The 24580-nt window shown below is 53.3% G+C and carries 32 protein-coding genes and 1 other annotated feature; of the genes, 23 read left to right on the plus strand and 9 right to left on the minus strand.

Annotated elements, in window-relative coordinates:
* Positions 1-476: 476 nt before the first annotated feature.
* From clpB to rluD, 3 genes are all read right to left on the minus strand, one after another.
* Positions 477-3050 (minus strand): ATP-dependent chaperone ClpB, encoded by a 2574-nt coding sequence (gene clpB / locus C7387_RS11405; RefSeq protein ID WP_038255024.1) that lies wholly within the window; start codon positions 3048-3050, stop codon positions 477-479.
* Positions 3051-3178: 128 nt separating this feature from the next.
* A complete protein-coding gene (gene yfiH / locus C7387_RS11410) occupies positions 3179-3910 on the minus strand; it encodes a purine nucleoside phosphorylase YfiH (RefSeq protein ID WP_006817506.1) in 732 nt (243 codons plus the stop codon).
* Positions 3907-4887 carry a 23S rRNA pseudouridine(1911/1915/1917) synthase RluD gene (gene rluD, locus C7387_RS11415; RefSeq protein WP_006817505.1) on the minus strand — a complete coding sequence of 327 codons (981 nt, stop codon included), beginning with the start codon at positions 4885-4887 and terminating at the stop codon, positions 3907-3909. Before rluD ends, yfiH begins: the two co-directional genes overlap by 4 nt.
* Before the next feature lie 133 nt (positions 4888-5020).
* Between rluD and bamD the strand changes: the two genes are divergently transcribed.
* From bamD to pheA, 4 genes are all read left to right on the plus strand, one after another.
* Complete coding sequence (bamD, locus tag C7387_RS11420; protein WP_006817504.1) at positions 5021-5758, plus strand: outer membrane protein assembly factor BamD; 738 nt, start codon at positions 5021-5023, stop codon at positions 5756-5758.
* A 272-nt stretch (positions 5759-6030) separates the two neighbouring features.
* On the plus strand, positions 6031-6363 hold the full coding sequence (gene raiA, locus C7387_RS11425; RefSeq protein WP_006817502.1) for a ribosome-associated translation inhibitor RaiA: 333 nt from the start codon (positions 6031-6033) through the stop codon (positions 6361-6363).
* Positions 6364-6467: 104 nt separating this feature from the next.
* Positions 6468-6592: a sequence feature (Phe leader region), on the plus strand.
* Positions 6469-6516, plus strand: coding sequence for a pheA operon leader peptide PheL (gene pheL / locus C7387_RS11430; protein ID WP_112471513.1), 48 nt, complete (start codon positions 6469-6471; stop codon positions 6514-6516). It overlaps the preceding feature by 48 nt.
* A gap of 24 nt (positions 6593-6616) precedes the next feature.
* On the plus strand, positions 6617-7777 hold the full coding sequence (gene pheA, locus C7387_RS11435; protein WP_006817501.1) for a bifunctional chorismate mutase/prephenate dehydratase: 1161 nt from the start codon (positions 6617-6619) through the stop codon (positions 7775-7777).
* Positions 7778-7839: 62 nt separating this feature from the next.
* Here pheA and tyrA read toward each other — a convergent pair whose 3' ends face one another.
* Both tyrA and aroF read right to left on the minus strand, forming a co-directional pair.
* Positions 7840-8961, minus strand: coding sequence for a bifunctional chorismate mutase/prephenate dehydrogenase (gene tyrA, locus C7387_RS11440; RefSeq protein ID WP_006817500.1), 1122 nt, complete (start codon positions 8959-8961; stop codon positions 7840-7842).
* 10 nt (positions 8962-8971) lie between these two features.
* Positions 8972-10042 (minus strand): 3-deoxy-7-phosphoheptulonate synthase AroF, encoded by a 1071-nt coding sequence (aroF, locus tag C7387_RS11445; RefSeq protein ID WP_120816746.1) that lies wholly within the window; start codon positions 10040-10042, stop codon positions 8972-8974.
* A 216-nt stretch (positions 10043-10258) separates the two neighbouring features.
* On the opposite strand from aroF, the gene C7387_RS11450 reads away from it, so the two are divergent.
* The 4 genes from C7387_RS11450 to C7387_RS11465 all read left to right on the plus strand — a co-directional run bounded on the left by C7387_RS11450 (position 10259) and on the right by C7387_RS11465 (position 13034).
* Positions 10259-10633, plus strand: coding sequence for a DUF2799 domain-containing protein (locus C7387_RS11450; protein WP_038255028.1), 375 nt, complete (start codon positions 10259-10261; stop codon positions 10631-10633).
* A 169-nt stretch (positions 10634-10802) separates the two neighbouring features.
* Positions 10803-11321, plus strand: a complete 519-nt coding sequence (gene yfiR, locus C7387_RS11455; RefSeq protein ID WP_038255103.1) for a regulatory sequestration protein YfiR — start codon at positions 10803-10805, stop codon at positions 11319-11321.
* Positions 11314-12534 carry a diguanylate cyclase DgcN/YfiN gene (gene dgcN, locus C7387_RS11460; RefSeq protein WP_120816747.1) on the plus strand — a complete coding sequence of 407 codons (1221 nt, stop codon included), beginning with the start codon at positions 11314-11316 and terminating at the stop codon, positions 12532-12534. Before yfiR ends, dgcN begins: the two co-directional genes overlap by 8 nt.
* 17 nt (positions 12535-12551) lie before the next feature.
* On the plus strand, positions 12552-13034 hold the full coding sequence (locus tag C7387_RS11465; protein ID WP_006817495.1) for an OmpA family protein: 483 nt from the start codon (positions 12552-12554) through the stop codon (positions 13032-13034).
* Between the two features lie 3 nt (positions 13035-13037).
* On the opposite strand, the gene C7387_RS11470 is transcribed toward C7387_RS11465, so the two are convergent.
* From C7387_RS11470 to C7387_RS11485, 4 genes are all read right to left on the minus strand, one after another.
* Entirely contained in the window at positions 13038-14396 is a 1359-nt protein-coding gene (locus tag C7387_RS11470; RefSeq protein ID WP_038255030.1) for a PepSY-associated TM helix domain-containing protein, read from the minus strand.
* Positions 14397-14430: 34 nt separating this feature from the next.
* Complete coding sequence (locus C7387_RS11475) at positions 14431-14835, minus strand: DUF2946 domain-containing protein (RefSeq protein ID WP_120816748.1); 405 nt, start codon at positions 14833-14835, stop codon at positions 14431-14433.
* A gap of 210 nt (positions 14836-15045) precedes the next feature.
* A complete protein-coding gene (locus C7387_RS11480) occupies positions 15046-16095 on the minus strand; it encodes a site-specific integrase (protein WP_120816749.1) in 1050 nt (349 codons plus the stop codon).
* Between the two features lie 74 nt (positions 16096-16169).
* Positions 16170-17015, minus strand: a complete 846-nt coding sequence (locus C7387_RS11485; protein WP_038255035.1) for a phage repressor protein CI — start codon at positions 17013-17015, stop codon at positions 16170-16172.
* 113 nt (positions 17016-17128) lie between these two features.
* Here C7387_RS11485 and C7387_RS11490 point away from each other — a divergent pair, with 113 nt between their 5' ends.
* The 15 genes from C7387_RS11490 (at position 17129) to C7387_RS11560 (ending at position 24576) form a co-directional block, all read left to right on the plus strand.
* Positions 17129-17506, plus strand: a complete 378-nt coding sequence (locus tag C7387_RS11490) for a hypothetical protein (RefSeq protein ID WP_006817489.1) — start codon at positions 17129-17131, stop codon at positions 17504-17506.
* Between the two features lie 82 nt (positions 17507-17588).
* Entirely contained in the window at positions 17589-17927 is a 339-nt protein-coding gene (locus C7387_RS11495) for a DUF5347 domain-containing protein (protein WP_006817488.1), read from the plus strand.
* A 67-nt stretch (positions 17928-17994) separates the two neighbouring features.
* Complete coding sequence (locus C7387_RS11500; protein ID WP_006817487.1) at positions 17995-18222, plus strand: DUF2732 family protein; 228 nt, start codon at positions 17995-17997, stop codon at positions 18220-18222.
* Complete coding sequence (locus C7387_RS11505) at positions 18222-18443, plus strand: TraR/DksA family transcriptional regulator (protein WP_006817486.1); 222 nt, start codon at positions 18222-18224, stop codon at positions 18441-18443. Before C7387_RS11500 ends, C7387_RS11505 begins: the two co-directional genes overlap by 1 nt.
* Before the next feature lies 1 nt (position 18444).
* Positions 18445-20427: a replication endonuclease gene (locus tag C7387_RS11510; RefSeq protein ID WP_244922370.1), complete on the plus strand. Its 1983-nt coding sequence runs from the start codon at positions 18445-18447 to the stop codon at positions 20425-20427.
* Between the two features lie 138 nt (positions 20428-20565).
* Positions 20566-20748, plus strand: coding sequence for a hypothetical protein (locus C7387_RS11515; RefSeq protein WP_038255040.1), 183 nt, complete (start codon positions 20566-20568; stop codon positions 20746-20748).
* A 353-nt stretch (positions 20749-21101) separates the two neighbouring features.
* Positions 21102-21530, plus strand: a complete 429-nt coding sequence (locus C7387_RS11520; protein ID WP_120816751.1) for a head completion/stabilization protein — start codon at positions 21102-21104, stop codon at positions 21528-21530.
* Positions 21527-21730 (plus strand): tail protein X, encoded by a 204-nt coding sequence (locus C7387_RS11525; protein WP_006817481.1) that lies wholly within the window; start codon positions 21527-21529, stop codon positions 21728-21730. The genes C7387_RS11520 and C7387_RS11525 overlap by 4 nt, the downstream gene beginning before the upstream one ends.
* Before the next feature lie 5 nt (positions 21731-21735).
* The gene (locus C7387_RS11530) at positions 21736-22032 is read left to right on the plus strand and encodes a phage holin family protein (protein ID WP_006817480.1); all 297 of its coding nucleotides are present in this window, start codon (positions 21736-21738) and stop codon (positions 22030-22032) included.
* Positions 22019-22516 (plus strand): glycoside hydrolase family 24 protein, encoded by a 498-nt coding sequence (locus C7387_RS11535; protein WP_038255044.1) that lies wholly within the window; start codon positions 22019-22021, stop codon positions 22514-22516. Before C7387_RS11530 ends, C7387_RS11535 begins: the two co-directional genes overlap by 14 nt.
* Positions 22513-22926, plus strand: coding sequence for an Rz-like lysis system protein LysB (gene lysB, locus C7387_RS11540; RefSeq protein WP_006817478.1), 414 nt, complete (start codon positions 22513-22515; stop codon positions 22924-22926). Before C7387_RS11535 ends, lysB begins: the two co-directional genes overlap by 4 nt.
* Complete coding sequence (gene lysC / locus C7387_RS11545; protein ID WP_081874645.1) at positions 22826-23071, plus strand: Rz1-like lysis system protein LysC; 246 nt, start codon at positions 22826-22828, stop codon at positions 23069-23071. Before lysB ends, lysC begins: the two co-directional genes overlap by 101 nt.
* On the plus strand, positions 23034-23501 hold the full coding sequence (locus C7387_RS11550) for a phage tail protein (protein ID WP_038255049.1): 468 nt from the start codon (positions 23034-23036) through the stop codon (positions 23499-23501). The genes lysC and C7387_RS11550 overlap by 38 nt, the downstream gene beginning before the upstream one ends.
* An 89-nt stretch (positions 23502-23590) precedes the next feature.
* Positions 23591-24232: a phage baseplate assembly protein V gene (locus C7387_RS11555; protein ID WP_006817475.1), complete on the plus strand. Its 642-nt coding sequence runs from the start codon at positions 23591-23593 to the stop codon at positions 24230-24232.
* Positions 24229-24576, plus strand: coding sequence for a GPW/gp25 family protein (locus tag C7387_RS11560; RefSeq protein ID WP_038255051.1), 348 nt, complete (start codon positions 24229-24231; stop codon positions 24574-24576). Before C7387_RS11555 ends, C7387_RS11560 begins: the two co-directional genes overlap by 4 nt.
* Positions 24577-24580: the final 4 nt, after the last annotated feature.

The following is a 24580-nucleotide window of genomic DNA, read 5'->3' on the forward strand; positions in this document are numbered from 1 at the left end:
TGCCGCCAGCGTTCAATCTGAGCCATGATCAAACTCTTCAATTTAAGTTTGATGCTCGTAGAATTAAACTTCGTAATGAATTACGTGTTCACTCTTTGAGACTTGGTATTCATTTATCGTCCGAGGACGTTAAGAATCCATGTCACTTTGAGTGCCCACACAGATTGTCTGATAAATTGTTAAAGAGCAGTGCAACGCGGCTTTCGCTCACCGTTGCGAGGTCCCGTATAATACATTTTCCTCTTTCAGAGTCAAGCGATTAATTTCGCTTTTCTCTTCTGACCCGGCGGCTTGTTTGCCGTTGTTCCGTGTCAGTGGTGGCGCATTATAGGGAGTAATTCTGAAGTGACAAGCATAAATTCAAAAAAACTTTTCGTTCGTTCACTTTTCACTCAAATCATGCGCCGGACAGTAAGTTTTGCCTGGTTTTTAAACAAAAACGAGCCCCGCAGGGCCCGTTTTTTTTGTTTTGTGACTTACTGCACTGCCACAATCTTGTCGTCTTTGACTTCCAGACGCACCGTTTTACCCGGAACCAACTCTCCGGACAGTATTTGTTGCGCCAGCGGGTTTTCAATCTGCTGCTGGATTGCACGTTTCAACGGACGCGCGCCATACACCGGATCGTAACCATTCTCGCTCAACAGCTTCAGCGCATCATCTGAGATGTGGACTTCATAGCCACGCTCCTCAAGACGTTTATAAAGACGCTGCAGCTGAATGCTGGCAATAGAAGCAATGTGTTTTTCACCTAACGGATGGAACACGACCACTTCATCAATACGGTTGATGAATTCCGGACGGAAGCTGTGGCTCACCACACCTAACACCAGATCCTTCATATGGCTATAGTCCAGCTCGCCGAAACGCTCCTGAATCAGATCAGAACCGAGGTTAGAGGTCATGATGACAACCGTGTTACGGAAGTCGACCGTTCTCCCCTGCCCGTCGGTCAGACGACCATCATCCAGTACCTGCAACAGAATATTGAACACGTCCGGATGCGCTTTCTCTACTTCGTCCAGCAAAATGACGGAATACGGACGACGGCGCACAGCTTCTGTCAGATAGCCCCCTTCTTCATAACCGACATATCCCGGAGGCGCACCGACCAGACGAGACACGGAGTGTTTCTCCATAAACTCGGACATATCAATACGCACCATTGCATCGTCGCTGTCGAACATAAAGTTAGCCAGCGCTTTGCAAAGCTCGGTTTTACCGACCCCGGTCGGCCCGAGGAACAGGAATGAACCAATCGGACGGTTCGGGTCAGACAACCCGGCACGGCTACGACGAATCGCATTTGATACCGCTTCAACCGCTTCGTTCTGGCCAATCACGCGCTGATGCAGGTCCTGCTCCATGCGCAGCAGCTTATCGCGCTCGCTTTCCATCATGCGAGCTACCGGGATCCCGGTCCAGCGCGCCAGCACGTCAGCAATTTCAACGTCGGTCACACGGTTACGCAGCAAACGCATGGTCTTACCTTCAGACTGCGTCGCCGAAGCAAGCTGTTTTTCCAGCTCAGGAATTTTACCGTACTGCAGCTCCGACATACGGGCGAGGTCACCCACGCGGCGGGCCTGCTCAATGGCAATTTTCGCCTGCTCAAGTTCTGCTTTGATCGTCTGCGTACCGGAGAGTGATGCTTTTTCTGCCTTCCACTCTTCTTCTAATACCGAATACTGCCGCTCTTTGTCGTCGAGCTCTTCGTTAAGCATATCCAGACGTTTACGGCTCGCTTCGTCGGACTCTTTCTTCAACGCCTGCTGCTCCAGCTTGAGCTGGATGATGCGGCGGTCAAGCCGGTCGAGCTCTTCCGGTTTAGAGTCAATCTGCATACGAATGCTGGACGCGGCTTCATCGATAAGGTCGATAGCTTTATCCGGCAGCTGACGGTCGGAGATGTAACGGTGCGAAAGCGTCGCCGCTGCCACAATCGCCGGGTCAGTGATCTGCACATGGTGGTGCAGCTCATAGCGTTCTTTCAGACCACGCAGAATGGCGATGGTGTCTTCTACCGTCGGTTCGGCAACAAACACTTTCTGGAAACGACGCTCAAGGGCAGCATCTTTCTCGATAAACTGGCGATACTCATCAAGCGTAGTCGCCCCCACACAGTGCAACTCCCCTCGCGCCAGCGCCGGTTTCAGCATGTTACCGGCATCCATCGCGCCGTCTGCTTTACCGGCCCCAACCATGGTGTGTAGTTCGTCGATAAACAGGATAACGTTGCCTTCCTGTTTCGCCAGATCGTTCAGCACCCCTTTCAGGCGCTCTTCAAATTCCCCGCGATACTTAGCACCGGCCACCAGCGCCCCCATATCGAGAGAAAGCACCCGGCGGCCCTTCAGCCCTTCCGGCACTTCGCCGTTGACGATCCGCTGCGCCAGCCCTTCAACGATAGCGGTTTTACCAACGCCAGGTTCACCAATCAGCACTGGGTTATTTTTGGTACGACGCTGCAGTACCTGGATGGTACGACGAATCTCTTCATCACGGCCGATAACCGGATCGAGTTTGCCCTGCTCAGCACGCTCGGTCAGATCGACGGTAAATTTCTTCAATGCCTGACGCTGATCTTCAGCCCCCTGGTCGTTCACGCTTTCACCTCCACGCATATGTTCAATCGCCTGAGTCACGTTGGCCGTTGTCGCGCCAGCGGATTTCAGTAAATCAGTCAGCGTGCCGCGCGAATCAAGTGCGGCCAGAACAAACAGTTCTGACGAAATAAAGTTATCACCTCGTTTTTGCGCCAGCTTGTCGCAAAGGTTCAGGACCCGGACCAGATCCTGTGAAGGCTGGACGTCGCCGCCGGTGCCTTCCACTTGTGGAAGACGGCTCAGCGCCTGCTCAATAGCAGTACGCAGCGAATCCGCATTAATGCCCGCCGAGGTTAATAAAGGACGTACCGATCCCCCTTCCTGATTCAGCAAGGCGCTCATTAGATGAAGAGGTTCGATGAATTGGTTGTCGTGCCCCAGTGCCAATGACTGGGCATCGGCAAGAGCAAGCTGGAATTTATTGGTAAGACGATCCAGACGCATAACTCCTCCCATAACAGGTCAAATTTGCTACTGGAGATTAAATGAGGTCATCCCTCAATTATTCAAGGTTAAAGACCTGGACTATGCGAAAAATAAATCTGCGTACTGGATCGTCTTGATTCTTTAGGTTATATCAGCCAAACGAAACTTGCCATACGACCTGTCGTTCTGTCGCGGCGATAAGAGAAAAAATCATCCTTTTGACTGAGCGTACAGTGGTCTCCACCGTAGACGCTATCAACCCCGACGTTTGCCAGACGCTGACGTGCAAGCTCATAAATATTCGCATAAAATTTTTCACCGACCGGACGAAATGCGCGGTTCGCGTTGGCATCTTTAGCCATGAACGCTTCACGTACTTCTGGCCCCACTTCAAACGCGTCAGGGCCAATAGCAGGCCCGAGCCAGGCCATGATGTTTTCCGGTTTATCAGCGAAACAGGCTACCGTTTCCTCCAGTACACCTTCACACAGCCCACGCCAGCCGGCATGAGCTGCAGCCACTTCCGTCCCATCACGATTACAAAACAGCACCGGCAGGCAGTCAGCGGTCATCACTGCGCACACCAACCCTGGCGTATTACTGTATGACGCATCCGCCCGCTTCGATGAATAAGATCCACCGTGTAATCTAAGCACATCTTTCCCGTGCACCTGCTCAAGCCAGACCGGGTTTGACGGCAAGGCACCTGCCGCAAACAGGCGCTTGCGGTTTTCGTCAACATGCTCAAGGTTATCGCCACAGTGGGCACCCAGATTCAGCGAATCATAGGGCGGCAGGCTTACGCCTCCGACACGTGTAGAACTACAGGCCGCAACTCCCTGCGGAGCAGGCCACTGTGGAACGATTACCTTAGTCATAACCAGTCAACTTCATCCTTATGAGCTTCAAAATCGGCGCGCATCGCGTTAATCAGATCCACCATATCCTGAGGGATAGGCGCATGCCACTCCATTTCAATACCGGTGATAGGATGATACAAACGCAGCATCGTTGCGTGCAGCGCCTGACGGTCAAATTTGCGCAGTTCGGTAATAAACTCGTCAGAGGCATGCTTCGGCGGGCGCGGACGGCCACCGTACAGCTGATCGCCCACCAGCGGGTGAGTGATATGCGCCATATGCACGCGGATTTGGTGTGTACGACCGGTCTCCAGACGTAACCGCAAACGCGTGTGCACACGGAAGTGCTCCATGATGCGATAGTGAGTAACCGCCGGTTTACCCATCGGGTGAACAGACATGTGGGTACGCTTGGTCGGATGACGGCTGATAGGCTCTTCCACCGTGCCACCGGAAGTCATATGACCGATGGCCACCGCTTCATACTCACGGGTGATTTCACGCAGCTGCAGCGATTCCACCAGGCGAGTCTGCGCCGGGATGGTTTTAGCCACCACCATCAGCCCCGTCGTGTCTTTGTCCAGACGGTGTACAATCCCCGCACGCGGCACGTCAGCAATAGGCGGATAGTAATGCAGCAGCGCATTCAGCACCGTGCCGTCCGGGTTACCGGCACCCGGGTGAACCACGAAATCACGCGGTTTGTTGATGACCAGAATATCGTCATCTTCATAAACAATGTTCAGGGGGATATCTTGCGCTTCGAAACGAACTTCTTCTTCGATCTCGACGTCGACCGCAATGATTTCACCACCCAACACTTTCTCTTTCGGCTTGTCGGTGACCTTGCCGTTAACCAGCACACGCTGGTCGAGGATCCATTCTTTTATCCGCGAACGTGAATAATCCGGGAACAATTCGGCCAAAGCCTGATCTAAGCGTTGACCGAGTTGGTTTTCGGACACCGTTGCGGTGAGTTGTACTCGTTGTGCCATATACAGCTTCTTCGTTTATCGTTGGGGTTTTACGGCTTTGCCGTTTAATATAGTGTGCTATTGTAGCTGGTCTTAACCGGGAGCAGGAACAGAGAATCTCCCGTATAAACATTTTGAGGAAAGTCAAAACGTCATGACGCGCATGAAATATCTGGTGGCAGCTGCCACGTTGAGCCTGGCTTTGGCGGGGTGCTCGGGTTCAAAGGAAGTGGTGCCTGATAATCCGCCGAATGAAATTTATGCCACCGCCCAGCAAAAGCTGCAGGACGGTAACTGGAAACAGGCGATAACGCAACTGGAAGCGTTGGATAACCGCTATCCGTTTGGCCCGTACTCGCAGCAGGTGCAGCTCGATCTGATCTACGCCTACTACAAAAACGCCGATCTGCCGTTGGCTCAGGCCACTATCGATCGTTTCATGCGCCTGAACCCGACTCATCCTAACATTGATTACGTCATTTACATGCGTGGTTTAACCAACATGGCGTTGGATGACAGTGCGCTGCAGGGCTTCTTCGGGGTTGATCGTTCTGATCGCGATCCGCAGCACGCTCGTGACGCGTTCCGTGACTTCTCGAAACTGGTTCGCGGCTACCCGCAAAGCCAGTACTCTACTGATGCCTATAAGCGCATGGTATTCCTGAAGGACCGTCTGGCGAAGTACGAGCTGTCCGTCGTAGATTACTACACGGCACGTGGCGCATGGGTCGCGGTGGTGAACCGTACCGAAGGCATGCTGCGTGACTACCCGGATACGCAGGCAACCCGCGATGCGTTACCGAAGATGGAAAACGCCTACCGCCAGATGCAGATGACTGCGCAGGCCGACAAAGTCGCGAAGATTATTGCCGCTAACGGCAGCAAAACCTGAGTCACTCGATGAACATAAAAACGGCAGCCAGATGGCTGCCGTTTTTTTATGCGATTTTGGCGTTGACGGAGGCGTAGTTTCGTCAGCGCATCCCATCAAATATGGCTCTCTTTTCGCAATCCGACAAGGTAAAAATCACTTCTTCCTGTCCTTTCTCACAAAAAGAATCCATTGACAAAAAGTGACAAAATAATGTGATTTACATCACACATTTTGACATTAGGAACGGTATGCTGGAATCACCAAGACGGGAAAGACAAGAGGTATAATTTATGACAATGAACATTACCAGCAAGCAAATGGAAATCACCCCGGCTATTCGCCAGCATGTCGCAGACCGTCTCACCAAATTGGAAAAATGGCAGACCCATTTAATTAACCCACATATCATTCTGTCGAAGGACCCACAGGGCTTCATCGCTGACGCCACAATAAATACGCCAAACGGACACCTGGTCGCCAGCGCTAAACACGAAGATATGTACACCGCGATTAACGATTTGATCAACAAGCTGGAACGGCAGCTCAATAAGGTACAGCACAAAGGGGAAGCACGTCGCGCCAATGCATCGGTGAAAGACGTTAACTTCGTTGAACAAGAGTAACCTTCACAATTGAGTGTATCGCCAACGCGCCTTCGGGCGCGTTTTTTGTTGACAGCATGAAAACAGTACGGGTACTGTTAAGTCAGGCAACTCAAGGAAATCGCCGTGAAATCTACACCGTTCTTCTTCGCATTCTTTTTTACCTTCCCCTGACTGGGAGGCGTTTCGTCGTATAAGAAAGAATGCGAAGACGAACAATAAGGCCTCCCAAGCGGGAGGCCTTTTTTATTGATAACGATAAAGGCAACACGACATGACATCTGAAAACCCGTTACTGGCGTTACGCGACAAAATCAGCGCCCTGGATGAAAAACTGCTGGCACTGCTGGCAGAACGCCGTGAGCTGGCGGTAGAGGTAGGTAAAGCGAAGCTGGCTTCACATCGCCCGGTGCGCGATATCGACCGCGAGCGCGATTTGCTGGAGCGCCTGATTGCCCTCGGGAAAGCTCATCATCTGGATGCCCACTACATCACCCGTCTCTTTCAGCTCATCATTGAAGACTCGGTGCTGACCCAGCAGGCTCTGCTTCAGCAGCATCTGAATAAAACCAATCCACATTCCGCACGCGTAGCGTTCCTCGGCCCGAAAGGTTCCTATTCACACCTGGCAGCCCGCCAGTACGCCGCGCGTCATTTCGAACAGTTTATTGAGAGCGGCTGCGCGAAGTTTGCCGACATCTTCAATCAGGTTGAAACCGGACAGGCTGATTACGCCGTTGTCCCCATTGAGAACACCAGCTCCGGCGCCATCAACGACGTTTACGATCTGCTGCAGCACACCAGCTTGTCTATCGTCGGCGAGATGACTATCCCTATCGATCACTGCGTACTGGTGTCCGGCTCTACCGATCTCAGCAAAATTGAAACCGTCTACAGCCACCCGCAGCCTTTCCAGCAGTGTAGCCAGTTCCTCAACCGCTATCCGAACTGGAAAATTGAGTACACCGAAAGCACCTCGGCAGCAATGGAGAAAGTCGCGCAGGCAAATTCTCCGCACGTGGCAGCTCTCGGCAGCGAAGCGGGGGGTGCGCTGTACGGATTACAGGTGCTTGAGCGTAACCTGGCAAACCAGACGCAGAACATTACCCGCTTCATCGTACTGGCGCGTAAATCGATTAACGTCTCTGACCAGGTTCCGGCGAAGACCACGCTGCTCATCGCCACCGGACAGCAGGCCGGTGCTCTGGTTGAAGCGCTGCTGGTCATGCGCAACCACAACCTCATCATGACCAAACTCGAGTCACGCCCCATCTACGGCAATCCATGGGAAGAGATGTTTTATCTGGATATCCAGGCCAACCTGGAAGCCGGGTCGATGCAGCACGCGTTGAAAGAGCTCTCAGACATTACTCGCTCGATGAAGGTGCTGGGCTGCTACCCCAGCGAAAACGTCGTCCCGGTCGACCCGGTTTAAGCGAGAAACAGAAAGCAAAAAGCCAGCGGAAATGCCGCTGGCTTTTATTATTTCAGGAAGCATTACAACCGGCTGTCATTCGCCTGACGCAGTAATCCCCGACTTTCATTCTGGAAGCGCTTCGCGTAATCGCCAAACCAGTGTTCGACCTTGCGGAAACTATCGATAAACGCCTGCTTGTCGCCCTGCTCCAGTAAACCTATCGCTTCACCAAAACGCTGGTAGTAGCGTTTAATCAGCGCCAGGTTACTCTGCGACGACATGATGATGTCGGCGTAAAGCTGCGGATCCTGGGCAAAGAGCCGTCCGACCATCGCCAGCTCAAGGCGATAAATCGGCGATGACAGCGCCAGAAGCTGTTCAAGCTGCACGTTTTCTTCCGCCAGATGCAGGCCATAGGCGAAGGTGGCAAAGTGACGCAGCGCCTGAATAAAGGCCATATTCTGATCGTGCTCAACCGCACTGATGCGATGCAATCGCGCGCCCCAGACCTGAATCTGCTCCAGGAACCACTGGTAAGCCTCAGGCTGGCGGCCATCGCAGTAGACGACCACCTGCTTTGCCAGGCTCCCGCTGTCGGGGCCAAACATTGGGTGCAGCCCGAGCACCGGACCACCGTGCGCCGCGAGCATCGCCTGCAGCGGCCCCGCTTTTACCGAAGCCAGATCGACCAGAATGCAATCAGCTGGCAGCGGTGGCAGCTTCGCGATGGTTTGCTCCGTCACGTGAATCGGTACACTGACAATCACCATCCCGGCATCGGCGACAATCTCTTCTGCCCGCGCCCAGTCCTCTTTCTCGAGGATGCGCACCTGGTAGCCAGAGAGCGTAAGCATCTTTTCAAAAAGACGCCCCATCTGCCCGCCGCCGCCGACGATCACCACCGGACGCAGGTTCGGCCGCAGTGTTTTAAAGCCCTTATCATTTTCGCTGGAGTAAGACTCCCGCATTACCCGACGCAGGACATCCTCAATAAGATCGGGAGGAACCCCGAGCGATTCCGCCTCCGCGCGGCGGGATGCCAGCATTGAGGCTTCGCGCTCTGGCACATAAATCGGCAAGCCGTATTTGCTTTTGACTTCGCCAACTTCTGCAACCAGCTCCAGACGGCGCGCCAGCAATCCCAGCAGCGCCTTATCCACTTCATCAATTTGATCGCGTAATGCGGTCAGTTCAGCAACCATAACTATCCTCTTACCCCTGGCGAGCGGACAGATGCCCGCGCAGGTCTTTATCAAGCTCACGCAGCAGCGCGTCAGTGGTTTCCCAACTGATGCAGGCATCGGTAACCGAGACGCCGTACTTCATATTGCAACGCGGCTGTTCGGAAGACTGATTGCCTTCATGAATATTGCTTTCAATCATCAGGCCAATGATAGAACGATTTCCGTCTTTGATCTGCGCGACGACGGATTCTGCCACCGCTGGCTGACGGCGGTAGTCTTTGTTCGAGTTTCCGTGGCTACAATCGATCATCAGCGACGGTTTGAGTCCCGCCTGCTCCATCTCTTTTTCGCACTGCGCAACGTCCGCCGGGCTGTAATTTGGCGCTTTACCACCGCGCAGGATCACATGACCATCCGGGTTGCCTTGGGTCTGCAGCAGGCACACCTGGCCCGCCTGGTTAATGCCGACAAAACGGTGCGGCATCGCAGCGGCACGCATCGCGTTAATCGCCGTCGCAAGGCTTCCATCAGTACCGTTTTTAAAGCCTACCGGCATCGAAAGGCCGGAGGCCATTTCGCGGTGCGTTTGTGATTCCGTGGTGCGCGCCCCAATCGCGGACCAGCTAAACAGATCCCCCAGGTACTGCGGGCTATTCGGATCCAGCGCTTCCGTCGCCAACGGTAGCCCCATGCTCACCAGTTCCACCAGCAGCTGACGCGCAATCTTCAGACCCGCTTCAACATCAAACGAACCATCCATATGCGGATCGTTAATCAGCCCTTTCCAGCCCACCGTGGTACGTGGTTTTTCAAAATAGACGCGCATGACCAGGTAGAGGCTATCGCTGACCTCTTCTGCAAGCGTTTTAAAACGACGAGCGTATTCCAGAGCCGCCTCTGGATCGTGGATAGAACAAGGACCGCACACCACCAGCAAGCGCGGATCGCGCCCGGCAATAATATTGGAGATGGTGTTACGCGACTGCTCGATCTGCGCTTCCTGTGATGCTGTCAGCGGGAATTCTGCTTTCAGCGATTCAGGCGTAATGAGGATCTGTTCGTCGGCGATATGTACGTTGTTCAGCGCGTCTTTTTGCATGATGGTGTCCTGTGTAGCTCGTTTGCGATAGTCATGTCTTAGTGAAGATGAAGTCACAATACCACAGACAGTAAAGATTACAAGCCACAATGCGTACACATAAGTTTACAGCAGGCAATTTATCGCCATTTAATTACCCATTATTATGTACACATTAATTTACACCCTCCATTTTCGTCAGTTCAACTATGCTGAGATCAGCGCAAGGAGAACCCAATGATCCGAATAATGATGGTGGTGATGCTGCTGTTGTTGAGCGGCTGTCAGATCAATCCTTATACCTTTTCACCTCACTGGACAAGCACCAACTGGTACGAAGCAGGCCGGGAAGATGGACTTTCGGGTATTAATGCTAAAAGTGACGACGATCTTGCCGATGACTGGAATGATAAAAAGGTCGATCGCGTTAGCTACATGAAAGGCTATAACGAGGGTCTGTCACATATCTGTCAGGAGAAGCTTCTGTATGGCTGGGGAATGAATGGGAAAATATATCCTGATGGCTGCGACTCGCGCGAAAATGCCCGTGAGTTGCGCGCATCATGGCAAAAAGGACTCGATGATGGCAGTCGTAATTCTCGACTTAATTAAATTTAACAGCACAAACTGCGATATTTTCGGCATTTAAGATTTAACTTAAGTACAAACAAACCGTTTCAGGACGTAATGACTGCCTGGAGCAATAATGATATCCTTAATATTACATTCACTTATGTTTTTATTTCAGGCTGTACGGCGGACCCTGGTGAGCAACCAACTGTTGAAATTTCTGTGCCAACTGATGTTGATGCTGCCCCTTATATTTATTGGCCCGCCACTGTTTGCCGGGACACAGCCTGTCCCGGAGAAATCAGTACGTGCTATTGTTTCAGGCATTGTCAGCTACACGCGCTGGCCGGCGCTCTCCGGACAGCCACGCTTATGCGTTTTTTCATCATCACGCTATGTGAGTGTGCTTACCGGAACAACTGCCGACCCGCAACCCTATTTCCCTGTGCTTATTCACAGCGAACAAGAAGCGCTAACGGCGCGCTGTGACGCGATATATTTCGGTCATGAATCGCCGTCACAACAAATAGCGCTGGTGGGAAAGTACCAACCAAAGCCTTTGCTAACCATCGCCGAGCAGAACCAGGATTGCACGGCGGGAAGTGCTTTCTGCCTGATATTTGATGCAAACGAAGTGAGATTTTCAGTAAACCTTGACGTGCTCTCCCGCAGCGGTGTCAGGGTTAACCCTGATGTGTTAATGCTTGCCCGGACTAAAAAGCATGAATAAGGATATTATCCCTCCTCAACGTCCAACGTTTAAAAGAACGTTGCGACGAATCAGCGTCATTAGCGTCATCATTACGATGGTGCTGGTGTGGCTGCTATTGTGCATTGCTTCTGTCCTGACGTTAAAACAGTATGCCCAAAAAAACCTCGAGCTGACCGGCGCCACCATGAGCCGTAGCCTTGAAGCCGCGCTGGTGTTTGGGGATAACACGGTCGCCAACGAAACGCTTGCAACGCTTGGCAAACAGGGGCAATTCTCTGAAGCCGAGGTCGTGGACCGCAATCACCAGCGTTTCGCCTACTGGAGTTACCGCCCGGGCGAAGAGCAGGACACGCTTAACCATTTGATCAACCGCTGGCTGTTCCCGGTGCCGGTCTCTCAGCCCATCTGGCACAATGAGCAGTTTGTCGGAGCCCTGCACCTGACGGCCCGAGCGAGTCTGATAAGCCACTTTATCTGGATGTCGCTGGCGGTACTAACCGCCTGTATCCTGCTCGCCTCGGCGGTAGCGCTGCTGGTGACGCGGCACCTGCATTCCGACGTGGTCACCGCGCTGCAAAACATTAACGACGTCGTGCACGATGTGCGCACCAACCGTAACTTTTCACGCCGGGTTCCTGAAGAACCCATTGAAGAATTTCACCATTTCGCCCAGGACTTCAACAGCCTGCTGGACGAAATGGAGGAATGGCAGTTGAAACTGCAGGCCAAGAACGCGCAGTTGCTGCGTACAGCCCTGCATGATCCGCTGACCGGGCTTGCCAACCGTGCCTCTTTCCTCAGCTGCATTGCCGCACTGATGAATGACAGCAACGCGAAGACCAGCTCAGCGCTATTGTTCCTTGATGGCGATAATTTTAAATATATTAACGATACCTGGGGCCATGCCGCAGGGGATTGTGTATTAATCGAAGTGGCCAGAAGGCTGATAGAATTTGGCGGTAAACGCCATATTGCCTATCGTCTCGGCGGCGACGAATTTGCTATGATCCTCTATGGTGTACATAGCGAGCATGAGGTTCAGCGTATTTGCACTGCCCTCGCACAGCACTTTGTTCATCCTTTTGATCTGCGTAATGGTCTATATACCCCATTCAGCCTGAGTGTCGGTTATGCCCTGACGTGGGAACATAATTCGGTAGAAAGCCTGCAGGAACTGGCCGATCGAAATATGTATTTAATGAAAAACCAACGCGCGAAGAAAACTACATAAGCAATAAGGAATCTATTATGCTCAGCCGTTATATCGCACCGGCTTTGCTGGCAACGCTCTTTCTGACGGGCTGCCAGGCGCCGCAAGGCAAATTCTCACCCGAGCAGGTTGCCGCCATGAAGTCATACGGCTTTAACGAGCTGAACGGTGACTGGTCGTTGGGGCTTTCTGACAAAATTCTGTTTGGCAAAAATGACTACCAGCTTAACAGCGACAGCCAGCAGCAGATTGCCGGAATGGCCTCCCGCCTGGCCGCAACCGGGATCACCCATGCACGCATGGACGGTCACACCGATAACTACGGTGAAGACAGCTACAACGAAGCGCTGTCGCTCAAACGTGCCAACATCGTGGCCGACGCCTGGGCTGAAGGCGCAAAAATTCCACGCAGCAACCTGACGACGCGGGGCCTGGGGAAACAGTTCCCGGTCGCCAGTAATAAAACCGCCCAGGGCCGCGCCGAGAACCGCCGTGTTGCGGTTGTTATCAGCGAGCCATAAGGCTTACTCCACTGACTGCGCCAGCGATGTTGTTACCGATTGTCGCCAGCGCAGCCAGTCAACCAGCATAAACAGCGCCAGACTTATTCCCATCAGCGGCATTGCCAGCCCAAATACCACTACCGTGGCCAGTACACCAGTCCGGGCCGTCCATGACAGCGCCAGCCAGGCCTGAGAAAGCGTCTGCAGAGGGCTATTGCTACCCTGCGCCGGACGCCGCATCCACCACAGTCGATACCCGAGCACGATAGCCACGCACAGCGCCGCGCCAAAGGCGATGAGCAGCAACTGGTTAAGCAGGCCAAACAATATACCCATATGGAAATCAACGCCCCAGCGGGTGAGTTTCGCCATCAGCGGGAAGCGCTCGAACTCTGTGCGGTCAATCACCCGCATTTGTTCAGGATCGATCGCCACCGCATCCACCTGAGTAGGCCAGCTACGGTCAATTTCGGTCACCGTCCACGCTTTATCGCTACGTTTCGCCGGGCGGATCTCCAGCTTACGGGCATCAATACCGGATTGCTGAGCAAGATGCAGCACTTTATCGAACAGCGCGCCGTCTACCGGCATCGACATCTCATCACCATTCATCATGTGCTCAGCATGCGGGTTATGCGCCATTGCCTGGCCCTGTAGCGAGGTATTCACCTGCGGCGTCAACCAGCCCATAGTGGCGCGCAGCTTATCGACGTTATTACCCGCCCACTGCGACCAGGTTAGCCCGGTGGCAGAGAACAGCAGCATCCCGGCCAGCAGGCACCAGCCTAGCGTCACGTGCAGCCGACGGGTATTCTGGAAGCGATTGTTGATACGCCGTTTCGGGCGGGTAAAACACCACAGCGCGATGCCACCGAGTGCCGCAATCCACATCCACGATGCCGCCAGCTCGCTGTAGTTCCGCCCTGCATCCCCCAACAGCAGCGAGCGGTGCGCGTAATCAATCCACTGGCGCAGCGGCAGGATCCCGCTGGTGCCATACACCGTGAGATCGCCTTTCACCGCCAGCGTTACCGGATCAATGAAAATAGCCCGATTCTCCGACTCCCCTAAAGACGGATCGGCATACATTACCCGGGTGGTTTCCCCGGCCGTTAACGCCGGACGTACCGCATGCAGGCGCAGATGCCCGCCGGTAAGCTGCTCGGCTACGGCTATTTGTGAGGCCAGCGGTTTCGGCTCCCCCTGTAATTCGCCCTGTAGCGCCTGACGATAAATCAGGCTCTCCAGCTGCGGGGCGGCAACGTACAGCGTGCCGGTTAGCGCCGCGACAAAAATGAACGGTCCGACAAACAGACCAATATAGAAATGGAAGCGCCGCAGCAGGTTCACCCATGCCGCACGCGAGGTGCAGGTCGTCATACTTTTCCTTTTAGAAAGCAGATTAAGATTGTTGTTATGTGAAGGAAAAAGCAGGACGACCAGGCGGAGCGCGGGTTTGCGGGTAGAGCCAGGGGAAGAAGTGCCAGAGTTGCACCACCGCACGCGCGATGCGCCGGCGGGTATAACGCTGGAGCACTGACACCAGCAGCGTAAGCACCATCAGCATTCCCGGCACATGAACCAGCAGAACGCAGTAGCCGCACGCCTCAGCGTGATCGACCGGCATCATCACCGGTGCACCGCTGTGGTGCTCCATCGGCATGCTCATTTCGTGATGCATACCCGGCATGGCGCTCATGGGATCTTTTTGCAACGAGACGGAGATAAGTGGCGCAATGATAATCAGCGCAACGGCGAACAGCGCCAGCCAGGCGGCAGCGCGTTGTAAGCGTAGATGCTGAAGGGGATTGCGGGTCACGACACCTCCGGTTGCGGAGGCCTAGTGTAAATGAATTACAGGGAAACTGTTAACGTAGAGATAAAAATCGCTTTATTGATACCTTTTTCTGGCTGCCAGTCAGAAGAGTAACACTTAGTTAAGACGCTCCTTTTATCACTCAGAAAAAAACATACACTTATCTTATCAAACAGAAGGTTAACGTTATATTTGGTGCAGTGAATTGCAGTGTTATGCAACCTCTGCCGCCACCTTGTCGCCAACATAGAGAGAAAGTGGATTGAGGGTAACCGCCTGTTCGAGATGGTCAGGGGCGAAGTGCGCATACTTCATCGTTTCGCGAATATTGGCATGACCGAGTATTTTTTGCAGAACCAGGATGTTTCCGCCATTCATCATAAAATGCGCGCCAAAGGTATGGCGTAAGACATGTGTTTTCTGCCCTTCGCTTAGCTCGATATTCGTCAGCCTGAGCATCTTTTTAAACTCCTGATAGCAGGGTTTAAACATCCTGCCCTGCCGCCCGGATAACTCATCGTAGAGCCATTCAGGTATCGGTACCGTTCGGTTCTTTTTGCCTTTTGTTTTGGTGAACGTCAGTTTGCACGGTGAGAGCTGCGGGCGTGTAAGTCTCTCCGCCTCGCCCCAGCGCGCGCCCGTTGCAAGGCACACTTTAACAATTATCGTAAGATGTTCTTTACCGTATTGCTCGCACGCTCGGAACAGCTCGGAGATTTGCGAAAGCGTCAGCCAGGACATCTCCTTCTCGGCTTCTTTGAACACCCGAACCCCATCTAGCGGGTTAGGCAAACTCCACTCCCCTAACCGCCGCAACTCATTAAACACCGCTTCAAGGTACTGCTGCTCGCGGTTGACGGTTATCGGCTTAGCGACCCATTTCGCCGGATCTTTATGGTATCCATTGTCTATCTCGCCACGCAGTCGACGGTCACGATAATGCGCCCAGTCTTTAGCGGTAAGACGGGATGCGACAGGGTCGCCCAACCCGTTACACACGATCTGAAGTTTTGCCAGCCGTGACTTGCTGGCAACTAGCGCCTGCCCATGTAAATTATGCCAAAGCTGGATAATCTCACTTAAGCGCCGGCGGTCCTCTTTCTTAGCGAGCCACGGCTTGTCGTCACTCTCATTTTTGGTGAATGACTCGAACGCCTCAGCTTCGCCTTTAGTATTGAACTGGCGACGAATGCGCCGCCCTTCCCGACCGTTCGGATAGAGCTCGCATAACCACTTGCCGTTTTTTTGTTTACTTACCGTCATAGCATTCCAGACTGAGGGACTCGCAGAAGATGCTCAAATAGGGGTAACGCTAAACCTGAGGTGTTCCCTCCCCCTTAAATATGTTTCTCCAGCGAGAAAATCACCGCTCCGGATGGCGTAATGTCCGCGATGTTGCACTCGAACTCTGCCGTCCGGTTAGACAATCTGACTTTATTACCCGGCAGGCGAATAACGTCAAATACGTCGAGAGCACCATCGATACTGATAAGCCAGCGCCCGTTGCTGATTTTTGACGCAGATTTATCGACGAGCCACGACGAACTCACCCCATCGATGTACATCAGCTCACCGTGGTTCTCAGGGATCATTGACGGATCCGGGCACCAATGTCCTGACGGCTTGAGCTCCCCGGCCTCAAGCCGGAATTTATTAATCTCAGGGCGGCTGACAGCCGGCGCTTCTTTGTTTTCCCACATGCTCCCTTTTCCTGTAGAAAGCCAGGCCAAAGACGCTCCGGTATCAAGGGCGCAGGTTACCACCACATCACCGGGGAAAAATTCACGCCGGACCCATGTGCTGATAGTGCCAGAAGAGATACCCAGTAAATCGCCCAACTCCTTCTGCATGGTGAATCCGTAGGCATCAAGGATCCGGCGTAAAACCGGCTTCCCACCGCTTGCCATTATCTCATCATAAAGCGGTTTGCCTTTGAGGTCGTTCTCGCGCCCACCATGATTTGCATTTGCAAACTCACCATTCACCAGCCAGCCTACATCAGCGCCAGTGTCCAGCGCACATTCAACAAAAACACTACTGGGGATTGTGTTTCTTGCAAGCCAACTACTGACGTTATTCGCATGAATGCCAAGCCTTTCAGCAAGTTCTTTTTGCTGCTTAAAGCCGTACGCGGAAAGCACGCGCTCAAGGGCTGCTGGCGCACTAACATCATTTTTAGACATATACCACCAACAATATTTTTGTTTACATCAAAATTTTAGCGATCTATATTGATGTTCATCGGCCAGGATGCACACCATTGCACTTCATTTCACACAACAGGAGATAATGCGACATGTCAGATGCAAAATCAATCTCGGCGTATGACTCGCAGAACTTACAAAATCAAACTGTGCTGTTAGATCCAGCACAGTTCAGCGCCATCGTCACGGCCATGCTTCCCGCAATGGAAAACATGATCCGCTCAGCAATGTCCGACACCATGACCGTGAAAGATTTTGCGGCCGCACGCGGTGTCAGTGAGCGTCTGGTCTGGCAATGGCTGGATGAGGGCATCTTACTCAAAGCCCCAACCAAAGACTTCTCGAACAAAGAAGAAGCTGGCAAACGTAGCCGCACACTCATCAACGTCAAAGCATGGCGCGACAAGTTGACTCAACAGGCGATTGATTGCCGCTACATCGATCACCGCTCCGCGGTGAACTTAGTTTGAATATGCAAACTTCATTGTCACTATCTGACGATATACCAACCTCACCACCGGTTAGCCTCTCTAACCTGAGACAGGGGGAATCATGGCTATCGAAGCTGCATCGGTAACGACCCCGCTGACAGCGGGAGAACGCCTGAACGGCCTCAATCATGTCGCTGAATTGCGTGCCAGATACTGGAGCGATAGCTGGAAAGACGTTGAGCAATTTGTCGATGATATGCGTGATAAACGTGACCCGCACGTTGTCGAAAATACCCGAGCGATGGCCGCCATTTTCTTTCTGGCAAAAATACCGGCGGCTCGTCATGAGCTCGAATTAAGTGAACTGACTACTGAGGAGAAAAAAGCGCTTATTACTGCCATGAACCATTTTCGCGCAGTAGTGAGTTTATTCCCCAAACGGCTAACCATGCCGAATTAACCCTAACCGCAAACAAATGGCGTAAACCCGCCGGGATTCTTATTGCCCAAAATCAGGAAAATTAACCATGCGAAATAACGAAAGCCATAACGTTAAAACCGATAGCGACACGCTGAGCGTATTACTGGCCGATGCCAAAAATGAAGAACGTAAAGACCGCGCTCGCGCCGTTGCAATGCGTCTGGAAACGCTGGCCTCTCACATTACCAACCGAGAACTGAACAGTACAGAAGCCGCAGAACTCCTGCGGCATGAGGCTGTGCGCTTTGCAAATGAATCACAGGAGCTGCACTAATGGCGGACGCGATGGATTTTGCACAACAGCGCGAGCAGGAGGACCGCGAGCGCCATATACATAACGCGCGAAGTCGTATTACTGCGCCCTCTCGATTCTTTTGCGAGGAGTGCGACGCCCCCATCCCGGAAGCTCGCCGAATCGCCATTCACGGGGTGACGTTATGCGTGACCTGCCAGCAAATCGCAGAGCTAAAAAGTAAACATTACCGTGGGGTATGAGTTGGCCATTCAATATGCTTACCCGTGGAATGCTCCGCGGCAGGCCATCGCCACACCTTATCTTACTCACGACCAACTGCAGCGCCGCGAACGTATGTTCGCGGCTTTGCTGCATGCGCGAAAAGCGCTTTCTCTCCAGCCCGAATGCATCCGCTTCGATGTTTATCGCAGCGCAGCGGCGCTGGAGCAATATCACGGCAGTCAACGAGCCAATGCTTTTTTAATCAGCTTCTGCAAAAAGGCATTGCCGCGTCTTGAACTGGTCGCAAAAAAATACGCGTGCGCGGGAATTACCTGTAACGTGTCCGCCGCTGTTTTTGGCGGGCATTTTGATAGCAGACTTATGCAGTACCTGGCGTCACGCATGGTCAATCTGGTCGCCAGATATAACCGTCTCCCGGATATGTCTCGCGCCGATATTGATCTACTGGCCGCAGACATCGCTAATTTCATTCGTGCCGAACTGGCCGACATTAATGACTCCGGTTTAAGTGAGCTTAAAACACTGCACAGCTGGTACATGCGAGCCGCGTTAATTTCACAGCAGTTCAATGTTCCCCCGCCACAATGGGAACGGGTAACGAAGAAATATGTCGGTGAGGAGGAAATCGCTCCGGCAGTGATGCGCATGTTTAACGAAATATGGTGGCGTGGCCGCCTGCGTCGCGCAGCAGCGGCATGGCGTGAACATCTGCAAATCGCTGTCGGTAATGTCAGCAAGAAAAGACACGTCTATGCGAGTAAAAAATGCGTGACGGAGTGGCGTGAGCAGAAACGCCGCACGCGCGAATTTCTTAAAGGAATGGAGCTCGAGGATGAAGATGGCAACCGTATTAGCCTGATAGAAAAATACGACGGCTCGGTCGCTAACCCTGCAATACGCCGCTGTGAGCTGATGACCCGTATTCGTGGTTTTGAAAACATCTGCAATGAGCTTGGCTATGTCGGCGAGTTTTACACCCTTACCGCCCCGTCTAAATACCACGCAACCACTAAAGCCGGCTATCGCAACAGCAAATGGAACGGCGCCAGCCCGTCAGACACGCAAGGTTATCTCACTCGTCTTTGGGCACGTATTCGAGCCAGGCTACATCGGGAGGAGATCCGCATTTTCGGCATCCGCGTTGCCGAACCCCATCACGATGGCACCCCGCACTGGCATATGCTGATGTTTATGCTGCCAGAGGACGCCCAACGCGCTCGCCGCATCATTCGTGACTACGCGTGGGAAGAAGACAACTACGAACTGAAAAGCGACAAGGCGAAAAAAGCGCGATTTCACAGTGAAACCATCGATCCGGAAAAAGGTAGCGCAACGGGTTATGTTGCTAAATACATCTCCAAAAACATCGACGGCTATGCCCTTGATGGCGAAACCGACGCCGAAAGCGGCGAACTCCTGAAAGAGACCGCACCCGCCGTTTCAGCCTGGGCCGCGCGCTGGCACATTCGTCAGTTTCAGTTTATCGGTGGTGCGCCGGTGACGGTTTACCGTGAACTGCGACGTCTTGCTGATAGTGAGACGGCACACGGCCTGAGCGTTGAGTTTGCCGCCGTCCATGATGCCGCCGACGCCGGTGACTGGGCTGGCTATGTAAATGCACAGGGGGGGCCCTTCGTGCGCCGCGATAACCTGCAGGTACGCACTCTTTATGAGCCCCGCAACGAATTCAACCGCTATGGCGAGGAAATGGTCTGCATCCGCGGCGTGTACGATCCCAGCATCGGGGCTGGCACCCCGATTTTAACCCGACTGACGCAGTGGAAAATTGTGCCAAAGCGGGCCGTTGACGTTAAGGGCGCTCCTGCGCCCTCTCGGAGTTCTGTCAATAACTGTACGGCAGGTGATTCTGATCCGCCTCTTATCGATTTAACAAAACCGTTGAACCGATACGAAAGACGGAAACTCACAAACCGGTTGAAGGTGCTAAAACCCGTTTCGGCGCCAGGAATATCCTCAAAAGAGCAGCGAACGTGTCAGTAGCCACAAAACCGATAGTGAGCTAATTCACATCCATATCATGCACATACATCATTTGCCTGATTGACATTTTTACTTCACATCATTTGCCAGAACGTGCTACTGTATAAATATACAGTAATTCGTATTGGGAGGGATTTCATGGTTGGGGAGCATTTCAGCCGAACGCAACAAAAATGGGCTTGCGTGCAATTCATCGCAGAGGTGTCTCTGATTGCAAACTGCAAACCGTCAGACCTTAAGCTCGCACTGACTCTTATTGCTGATTTAGCAAACAGCGAGAATATCGAACCAGAAAAAGAAATTTTTTATAAGGCTGAATAAAATATGGGGTTTCACCACATATCTGGCAGGGAAGCGCCAGGTGGTAGATTTCAACACCCCCTGAAAAACGAGAGCAAACAGTAATGACCTAATCGCGCTGACGCAAAGAAAGCCCTTTTGCGTCGGTGTGGTTGAATCCTGACCTCACAAAAACGCGTTCCCCCACTCCTTTCCCGTACTGGCGCCCTGCATGCCAGTTTTTTTGATCCCGCTTGATTTTCCATTTCTCCAGACACCACGCCGTAGCGCCTTCACCGCGGATGTTGTGCAAGACATCAGCAGGCCGTCATGAGTGGCCTGACATACCCGGAGTCTGGAAACTGGCGATAACCGCTCAGTCTGATGAGGTTGTCATGGCGACACGAGTATTGAAAAAATCCGATGCACAGCAGGATGCCCCCGGCGTGGTCAACCTCTCTTCTGACATCGGTGATGCAGTGATTAAAAACACGTTCTTCTTCCCTGATGTAGATCCAGCACGGATCCGCAAGCTGATGAGGCTGAAACAGCGCGTTTCTCCTCTTCGCCTTCGTCAGGTCATAAAAACCGTTATGGCAGAAATCAATGCTGAACTGTACGACTACCGGGCGCAGCAGATGGCGGCGGGGTTTGAGTTGTTGGCAGACGTACCGGCGGTAAAAATCGATGATGAGAGCGAACGCGTTTTCTACTACCTGAAGGCCGTGACCGCACTGGCAACGGCCACCCTGTCTGGACGCAACGGCAACATGATAGCGGCCGGCAATAACACACCATTCAACAATCCAGGACAACGCCGATGAAAGTTTACGCTCTGCAGGGCGACACCCTCGACGCACTATGCGCCCGCTACTACGGACGTACTGAGGGTGTGGTCGAGACTGTATTACAAGCTAATTCCGGATTATCTGAGCTGGACGTCGTCCTGCCGCACGGAACCGCCATTGACCTGCCTGACGTCCAGTCATCACCTGTTGCTGCCACGCTTAACCTGTGGGACTGAGAGGTATGACAGAAGGTGAAAAAGGTGTCCTGTCGTTATTTGTCATTGGAGCACTGATCGTCGTCGGGAAAGTACTGTCAGGTGGTGAACCTATTACTCCGCGCCTGTTCATCGGTCGCATGCTGCTTGGCGGGTTTGTATCGATGGTGGCGGGCGTAGTGCTGGTGCAGTTTCCCGACATGTCGTTACCCGCCGTGTGCGGAATAGGTTCCATGCTGGGCATTGCCGGTTATCAGACCGTTGAAATTGCCATTCAGCGTCGTCTCAAATCCCCGAGGAAAAAACAGGATGCCGAACATTAATACACACCCGAATATTGCGGCCTTCCTCGATATGCTGGCTTATTCCGAAGGGACCGCCACGCATCCGCTGACGAAAGATCGCGGCTACGACGTGATCGTCACCGGGATTGATGGCAAACCGGAGATTTTCACTGACTACCGCGATCACCCTTTTGCACAAGGCCGGCCTGCGAAAGTGTTTAACCGTCGCGGTGAAAAATCTACCGCCTCAGGCCGTTACCAGCAGCTTTATCGCTACTGGCCACACTATCAGCAGCAGCTCTCGCTGCCAGACTTTAGCCCGCTTTCACAGGACAAACTCGCCATTCAGCTCATCCGCGAACGTAGTGCGCTTGAGGATCTACGAGAAGGAAGGATTGAGAGCGCAATTTCACGTTGTTGCAATATCTGGGCCTCTTTGCCAGGTGCCGGTTACGGGCAGCGTGAACACAACCTCGAAAAGCTTATCACCGTCTGGCGCAACGCAGGTGGGGTAATGGCATGAAGATTTTGGCCATTTTACTGGCGCTGGCCGTATCCGGACTCCTGTGGATGCAGCGAACAAACAGCACGCTAACCCGCTCACTGGCGTCAGCAAATCACATCACCAGTCAGCAGAAATCAGAGATTGTCCTGCTGAATTCACAGCTCCGGGCAGCTGGCCAACTTGCCCGACGTAATGAATCTGCTCAGGTCACGCTGCGCGAACAACTCGCAAACGTCAACGAGGAGGCCCGGCGCCGCGAACAGGACATCACAAGGTTACTCAATGAAAACAAAGCATTTCAGCACTGGTACAACGCTCAGCTTCCTGATGCTGTGCGTCGGGTGCACATCCGCCCCGCCTGTGCCAGCGCCGGTGATTGCCATCCAGGGCTGCCCAAGGGTGAGCCTGTGCCCAATGCCGGAAAGTGATCCGAAAACCAATGGCGACCTGAGCGCGGATATTCGCCGCCTTGAAAGCGGGCTGACCGCCTGTGCGCTTCAGGTTAAAACTATCAAAGACTGTCAGGATGAACTCGATGCAGAAACCGAAAAACCTGCGCGACGCGCTGATTAACGCCGTACCGCAGCTAAGTACCCACCCGGAGATGTTACAACTCTCGGTTGAAAGCGGGCGCACAGACTCCCGGCTGGCCAGCTCACTGTCGTTTGAGAAGATCTACACGCTGAATATTCATATCACCAACTTCACCGGCGACCTTGACGCGATTTTCGTGCCAGTCCTGGTGTGGCTACGTGAGCATCAGCCAGACCTGATGACCACCGATGAGGGGCAGAAAAACGGGTTCACCTGGCTTGTTGCTGTCAACACCGACGACTCACTCAACATCACCCTCACCCTGAAGCTTACCGAGCGCACCCTAGTCAAAGAAGTGAATGGTGAGCTACACGCGAGCTATTCACCTGAGCCAGCGCTGCCGGAGCCGGTTACCCGACCGGTTGAGCTCTACATCAACGGCGAACTGATCAGTAAGTGGGTTGAGTGAAACAACCTTCTGAGCAAGTAAATATTGTGTGAGCCATCACCGCAGGCGCTACGGTTGGCGCCGCTGCAGACCAAAGGCATCCTTCCACTATGAATACATTATCTTCGATACAGGAACTCGCCCGCGCGGTACGCAACCTCATTCGTACCGGTGTGGTTATTGAGGTTGATACTTCACAGGCACTCTGTCGCGTCCAGAGCGGCGGGCTTCAGACGACCTGGCTTAACTGGCTGTCGGCGCGAGCGGGTCGCTCCCGCACATGGTGGGCTCCCTCTGTCGGTGAGCAAGTATTGCTGCTGGCCGTTGGCGGCGAGCTGGATACCGCTTTTGTCCTACCGGGAATTTTCTCCGATGACCACCCTGCACCTTCAGCCTCGGCGGATGCCTGGCATTCGGTATTCCCTGATGGTGCGGTTATCGAATACGAGCCCGAAACGGGCGCCCTGACCGCTAGCGGGATTAAAACGGCTGACGTCACCGCCTCAGCGTCGATTACCGCCACCGTCCCGGTCGTTCTGGTTAAAGCCTCGGAGCGCATTACCCTCGATACCCCGGAAGTCATCTGCACCAATAAGCTGACCACCTCATCGCTTGAGGTACAGAAAGGCGGGACGATGAGCGGCAGCATTCAACACACCGGTGGCAACTTTACATCGAACGGCGTGCAAGTGGATAACCACCGCCACGGCGGCGTGGAATCAGGCGGGAGCTGGACGGAGGGCACACAATGACCGAGCGATTTTTGGGGATGAACCGCAGCAGCGGAATGAGTATCACAGATGGTGAACATATCAGCCAGAGCGTACGCGACATATTGATAACGCCGATTGGTTCACGCGTGATGCGGCGCAACTATGGTTCCCTGCTCTCCGCCCTGATTGACCAACCGCAAAATGAGGCGCTCAGACTGCAAATCATGGTGGCGTGCTATTCGGCGGTCCAGAAATGGGAGCCACGCATGCGGCTTTCAAACATCACCTTCGAACGCGCAGAAACAGGGGCGATGTATGTCGACATTACTGGCACCCGGACAGACACCGGCCTGCCGTTTTCTTCCACCGTTTCACTGAGTTAAATCA

Source organism: Yokenella regensburgei (genome assembly GCF_003634235.1).
Lineage (GTDB): Bacteria > Pseudomonadota > Gammaproteobacteria > Enterobacterales > Enterobacteriaceae > Yokenella > Yokenella regensburgei.

Coding starts and splice junctions, on each gene's coding strand:
- C7387_RS11505 (WP_006817486.1), top strand. CDS start 18,222: ATGGCGGACGCGATGGATTTTGCACAACAGCGCGAGCAGGAGGACCGC.
- C7387_RS11470 (WP_038255030.1), bottom strand. CDS start 14,396: ATGACGACCTGCACCTCGCGTGCGGCATGGGTGAACCTGCTGCGGCGC.
- yfiH (WP_006817506.1), bottom strand. CDS start 3,910: ATGACTAAGGTAATCGTTCCACAGTGGCCTGCTCCGCAGGGAGTTGCG.
- lysB (WP_006817478.1), top strand. CDS start 22,513: ATGAAGATTTTGGCCATTTTACTGGCGCTGGCCGTATCCGGACTCCTG.
- C7387_RS11520 (WP_120816751.1), top strand. CDS start 21,102: ATGGCGACACGAGTATTGAAAAAATCCGATGCACAGCAGGATGCCCCC.
- tyrA (WP_006817500.1), bottom strand. CDS start 8,961: ATGGTTGCTGAACTGACCGCATTACGCGATCAAATTGATGAAGTGGAT.
- C7387_RS11450 (WP_038255028.1), top strand. CDS start 10,259: ATGATCCGAATAATGATGGTGGTGATGCTGCTGTTGTTGAGCGGCTGT.
- C7387_RS11525 (WP_006817481.1), top strand. CDS start 21,527: ATGAAAGTTTACGCTCTGCAGGGCGACACCCTCGACGCACTATGCGCC.
- clpB (WP_038255024.1), bottom strand. CDS start 3,050: ATGCGTCTGGATCGTCTTACCAATAAATTCCAGCTTGCTCTTGCCGAT.
- aroF (WP_120816746.1), bottom strand. CDS start 10,042: ATGCAAAAAGACGCGCTGAACAACGTACATATCGCCGACGAACAGATC.
- raiA (WP_006817502.1), top strand. CDS start 6,031: ATGACAATGAACATTACCAGCAAGCAAATGGAAATCACCCCGGCTATT.
- C7387_RS11465 (WP_006817495.1), top strand. CDS start 12,552: ATGCTCAGCCGTTATATCGCACCGGCTTTGCTGGCAACGCTCTTTCTG.
- C7387_RS11480 (WP_120816749.1), bottom strand. CDS start 16,095: ATGACGGTAAGTAAACAAAAAAACGGCAAGTGGTTATGCGAGCTCTAT.
- C7387_RS11550 (WP_038255049.1), top strand. CDS start 23,034: ATGCAGAAACCGAAAAACCTGCGCGACGCGCTGATTAACGCCGTACCG.
- C7387_RS11500 (WP_006817487.1), top strand. CDS start 17,995: ATGCGAAATAACGAAAGCCATAACGTTAAAACCGATAGCGACACGCTG.
- C7387_RS11530 (WP_006817480.1), top strand. CDS start 21,736: ATGACAGAAGGTGAAAAAGGTGTCCTGTCGTTATTTGTCATTGGAGCA.
- rluD (WP_006817505.1), bottom strand. CDS start 4,887: ATGGCACAACGAGTACAACTCACCGCAACGGTGTCCGAAAACCAACTC.
- C7387_RS11495 (WP_006817488.1), top strand. CDS start 17,589: ATGGCTATCGAAGCTGCATCGGTAACGACCCCGCTGACAGCGGGAGAA.
- C7387_RS11535 (WP_038255044.1), top strand. CDS start 22,019: ATGCCGAACATTAATACACACCCGAATATTGCGGCCTTCCTCGATATG.
- C7387_RS11555 (WP_006817475.1), top strand. CDS start 23,591: ATGAATACATTATCTTCGATACAGGAACTCGCCCGCGCGGTACGCAAC.
- C7387_RS11560 (WP_038255051.1), top strand. CDS start 24,229: ATGACCGAGCGATTTTTGGGGATGAACCGCAGCAGCGGAATGAGTATC.
- lysC (WP_081874645.1), top strand. CDS start 22,826: ATGCTGTGCGTCGGGTGCACATCCGCCCCGCCTGTGCCAGCGCCGGTG.
- dgcN (WP_120816747.1), top strand. CDS start 11,314: ATGAATAAGGATATTATCCCTCCTCAACGTCCAACGTTTAAAAGAACG.
- C7387_RS11490 (WP_006817489.1), top strand. CDS start 17,129: ATGTCAGATGCAAAATCAATCTCGGCGTATGACTCGCAGAACTTACAA.
- C7387_RS11515 (WP_038255040.1), top strand. CDS start 20,566: ATGGTTGGGGAGCATTTCAGCCGAACGCAACAAAAATGGGCTTGCGTG.
- pheA (WP_006817501.1), top strand. CDS start 6,617: ATGACATCTGAAAACCCGTTACTGGCGTTACGCGACAAAATCAGCGCC.
- C7387_RS11485 (WP_038255035.1), bottom strand. CDS start 17,015: ATGTCTAAAAATGATGTTAGTGCGCCAGCAGCCCTTGAGCGCGTGCTT.
- bamD (WP_006817504.1), top strand. CDS start 5,021: ATGACGCGCATGAAATATCTGGTGGCAGCTGCCACGTTGAGCCTGGCT.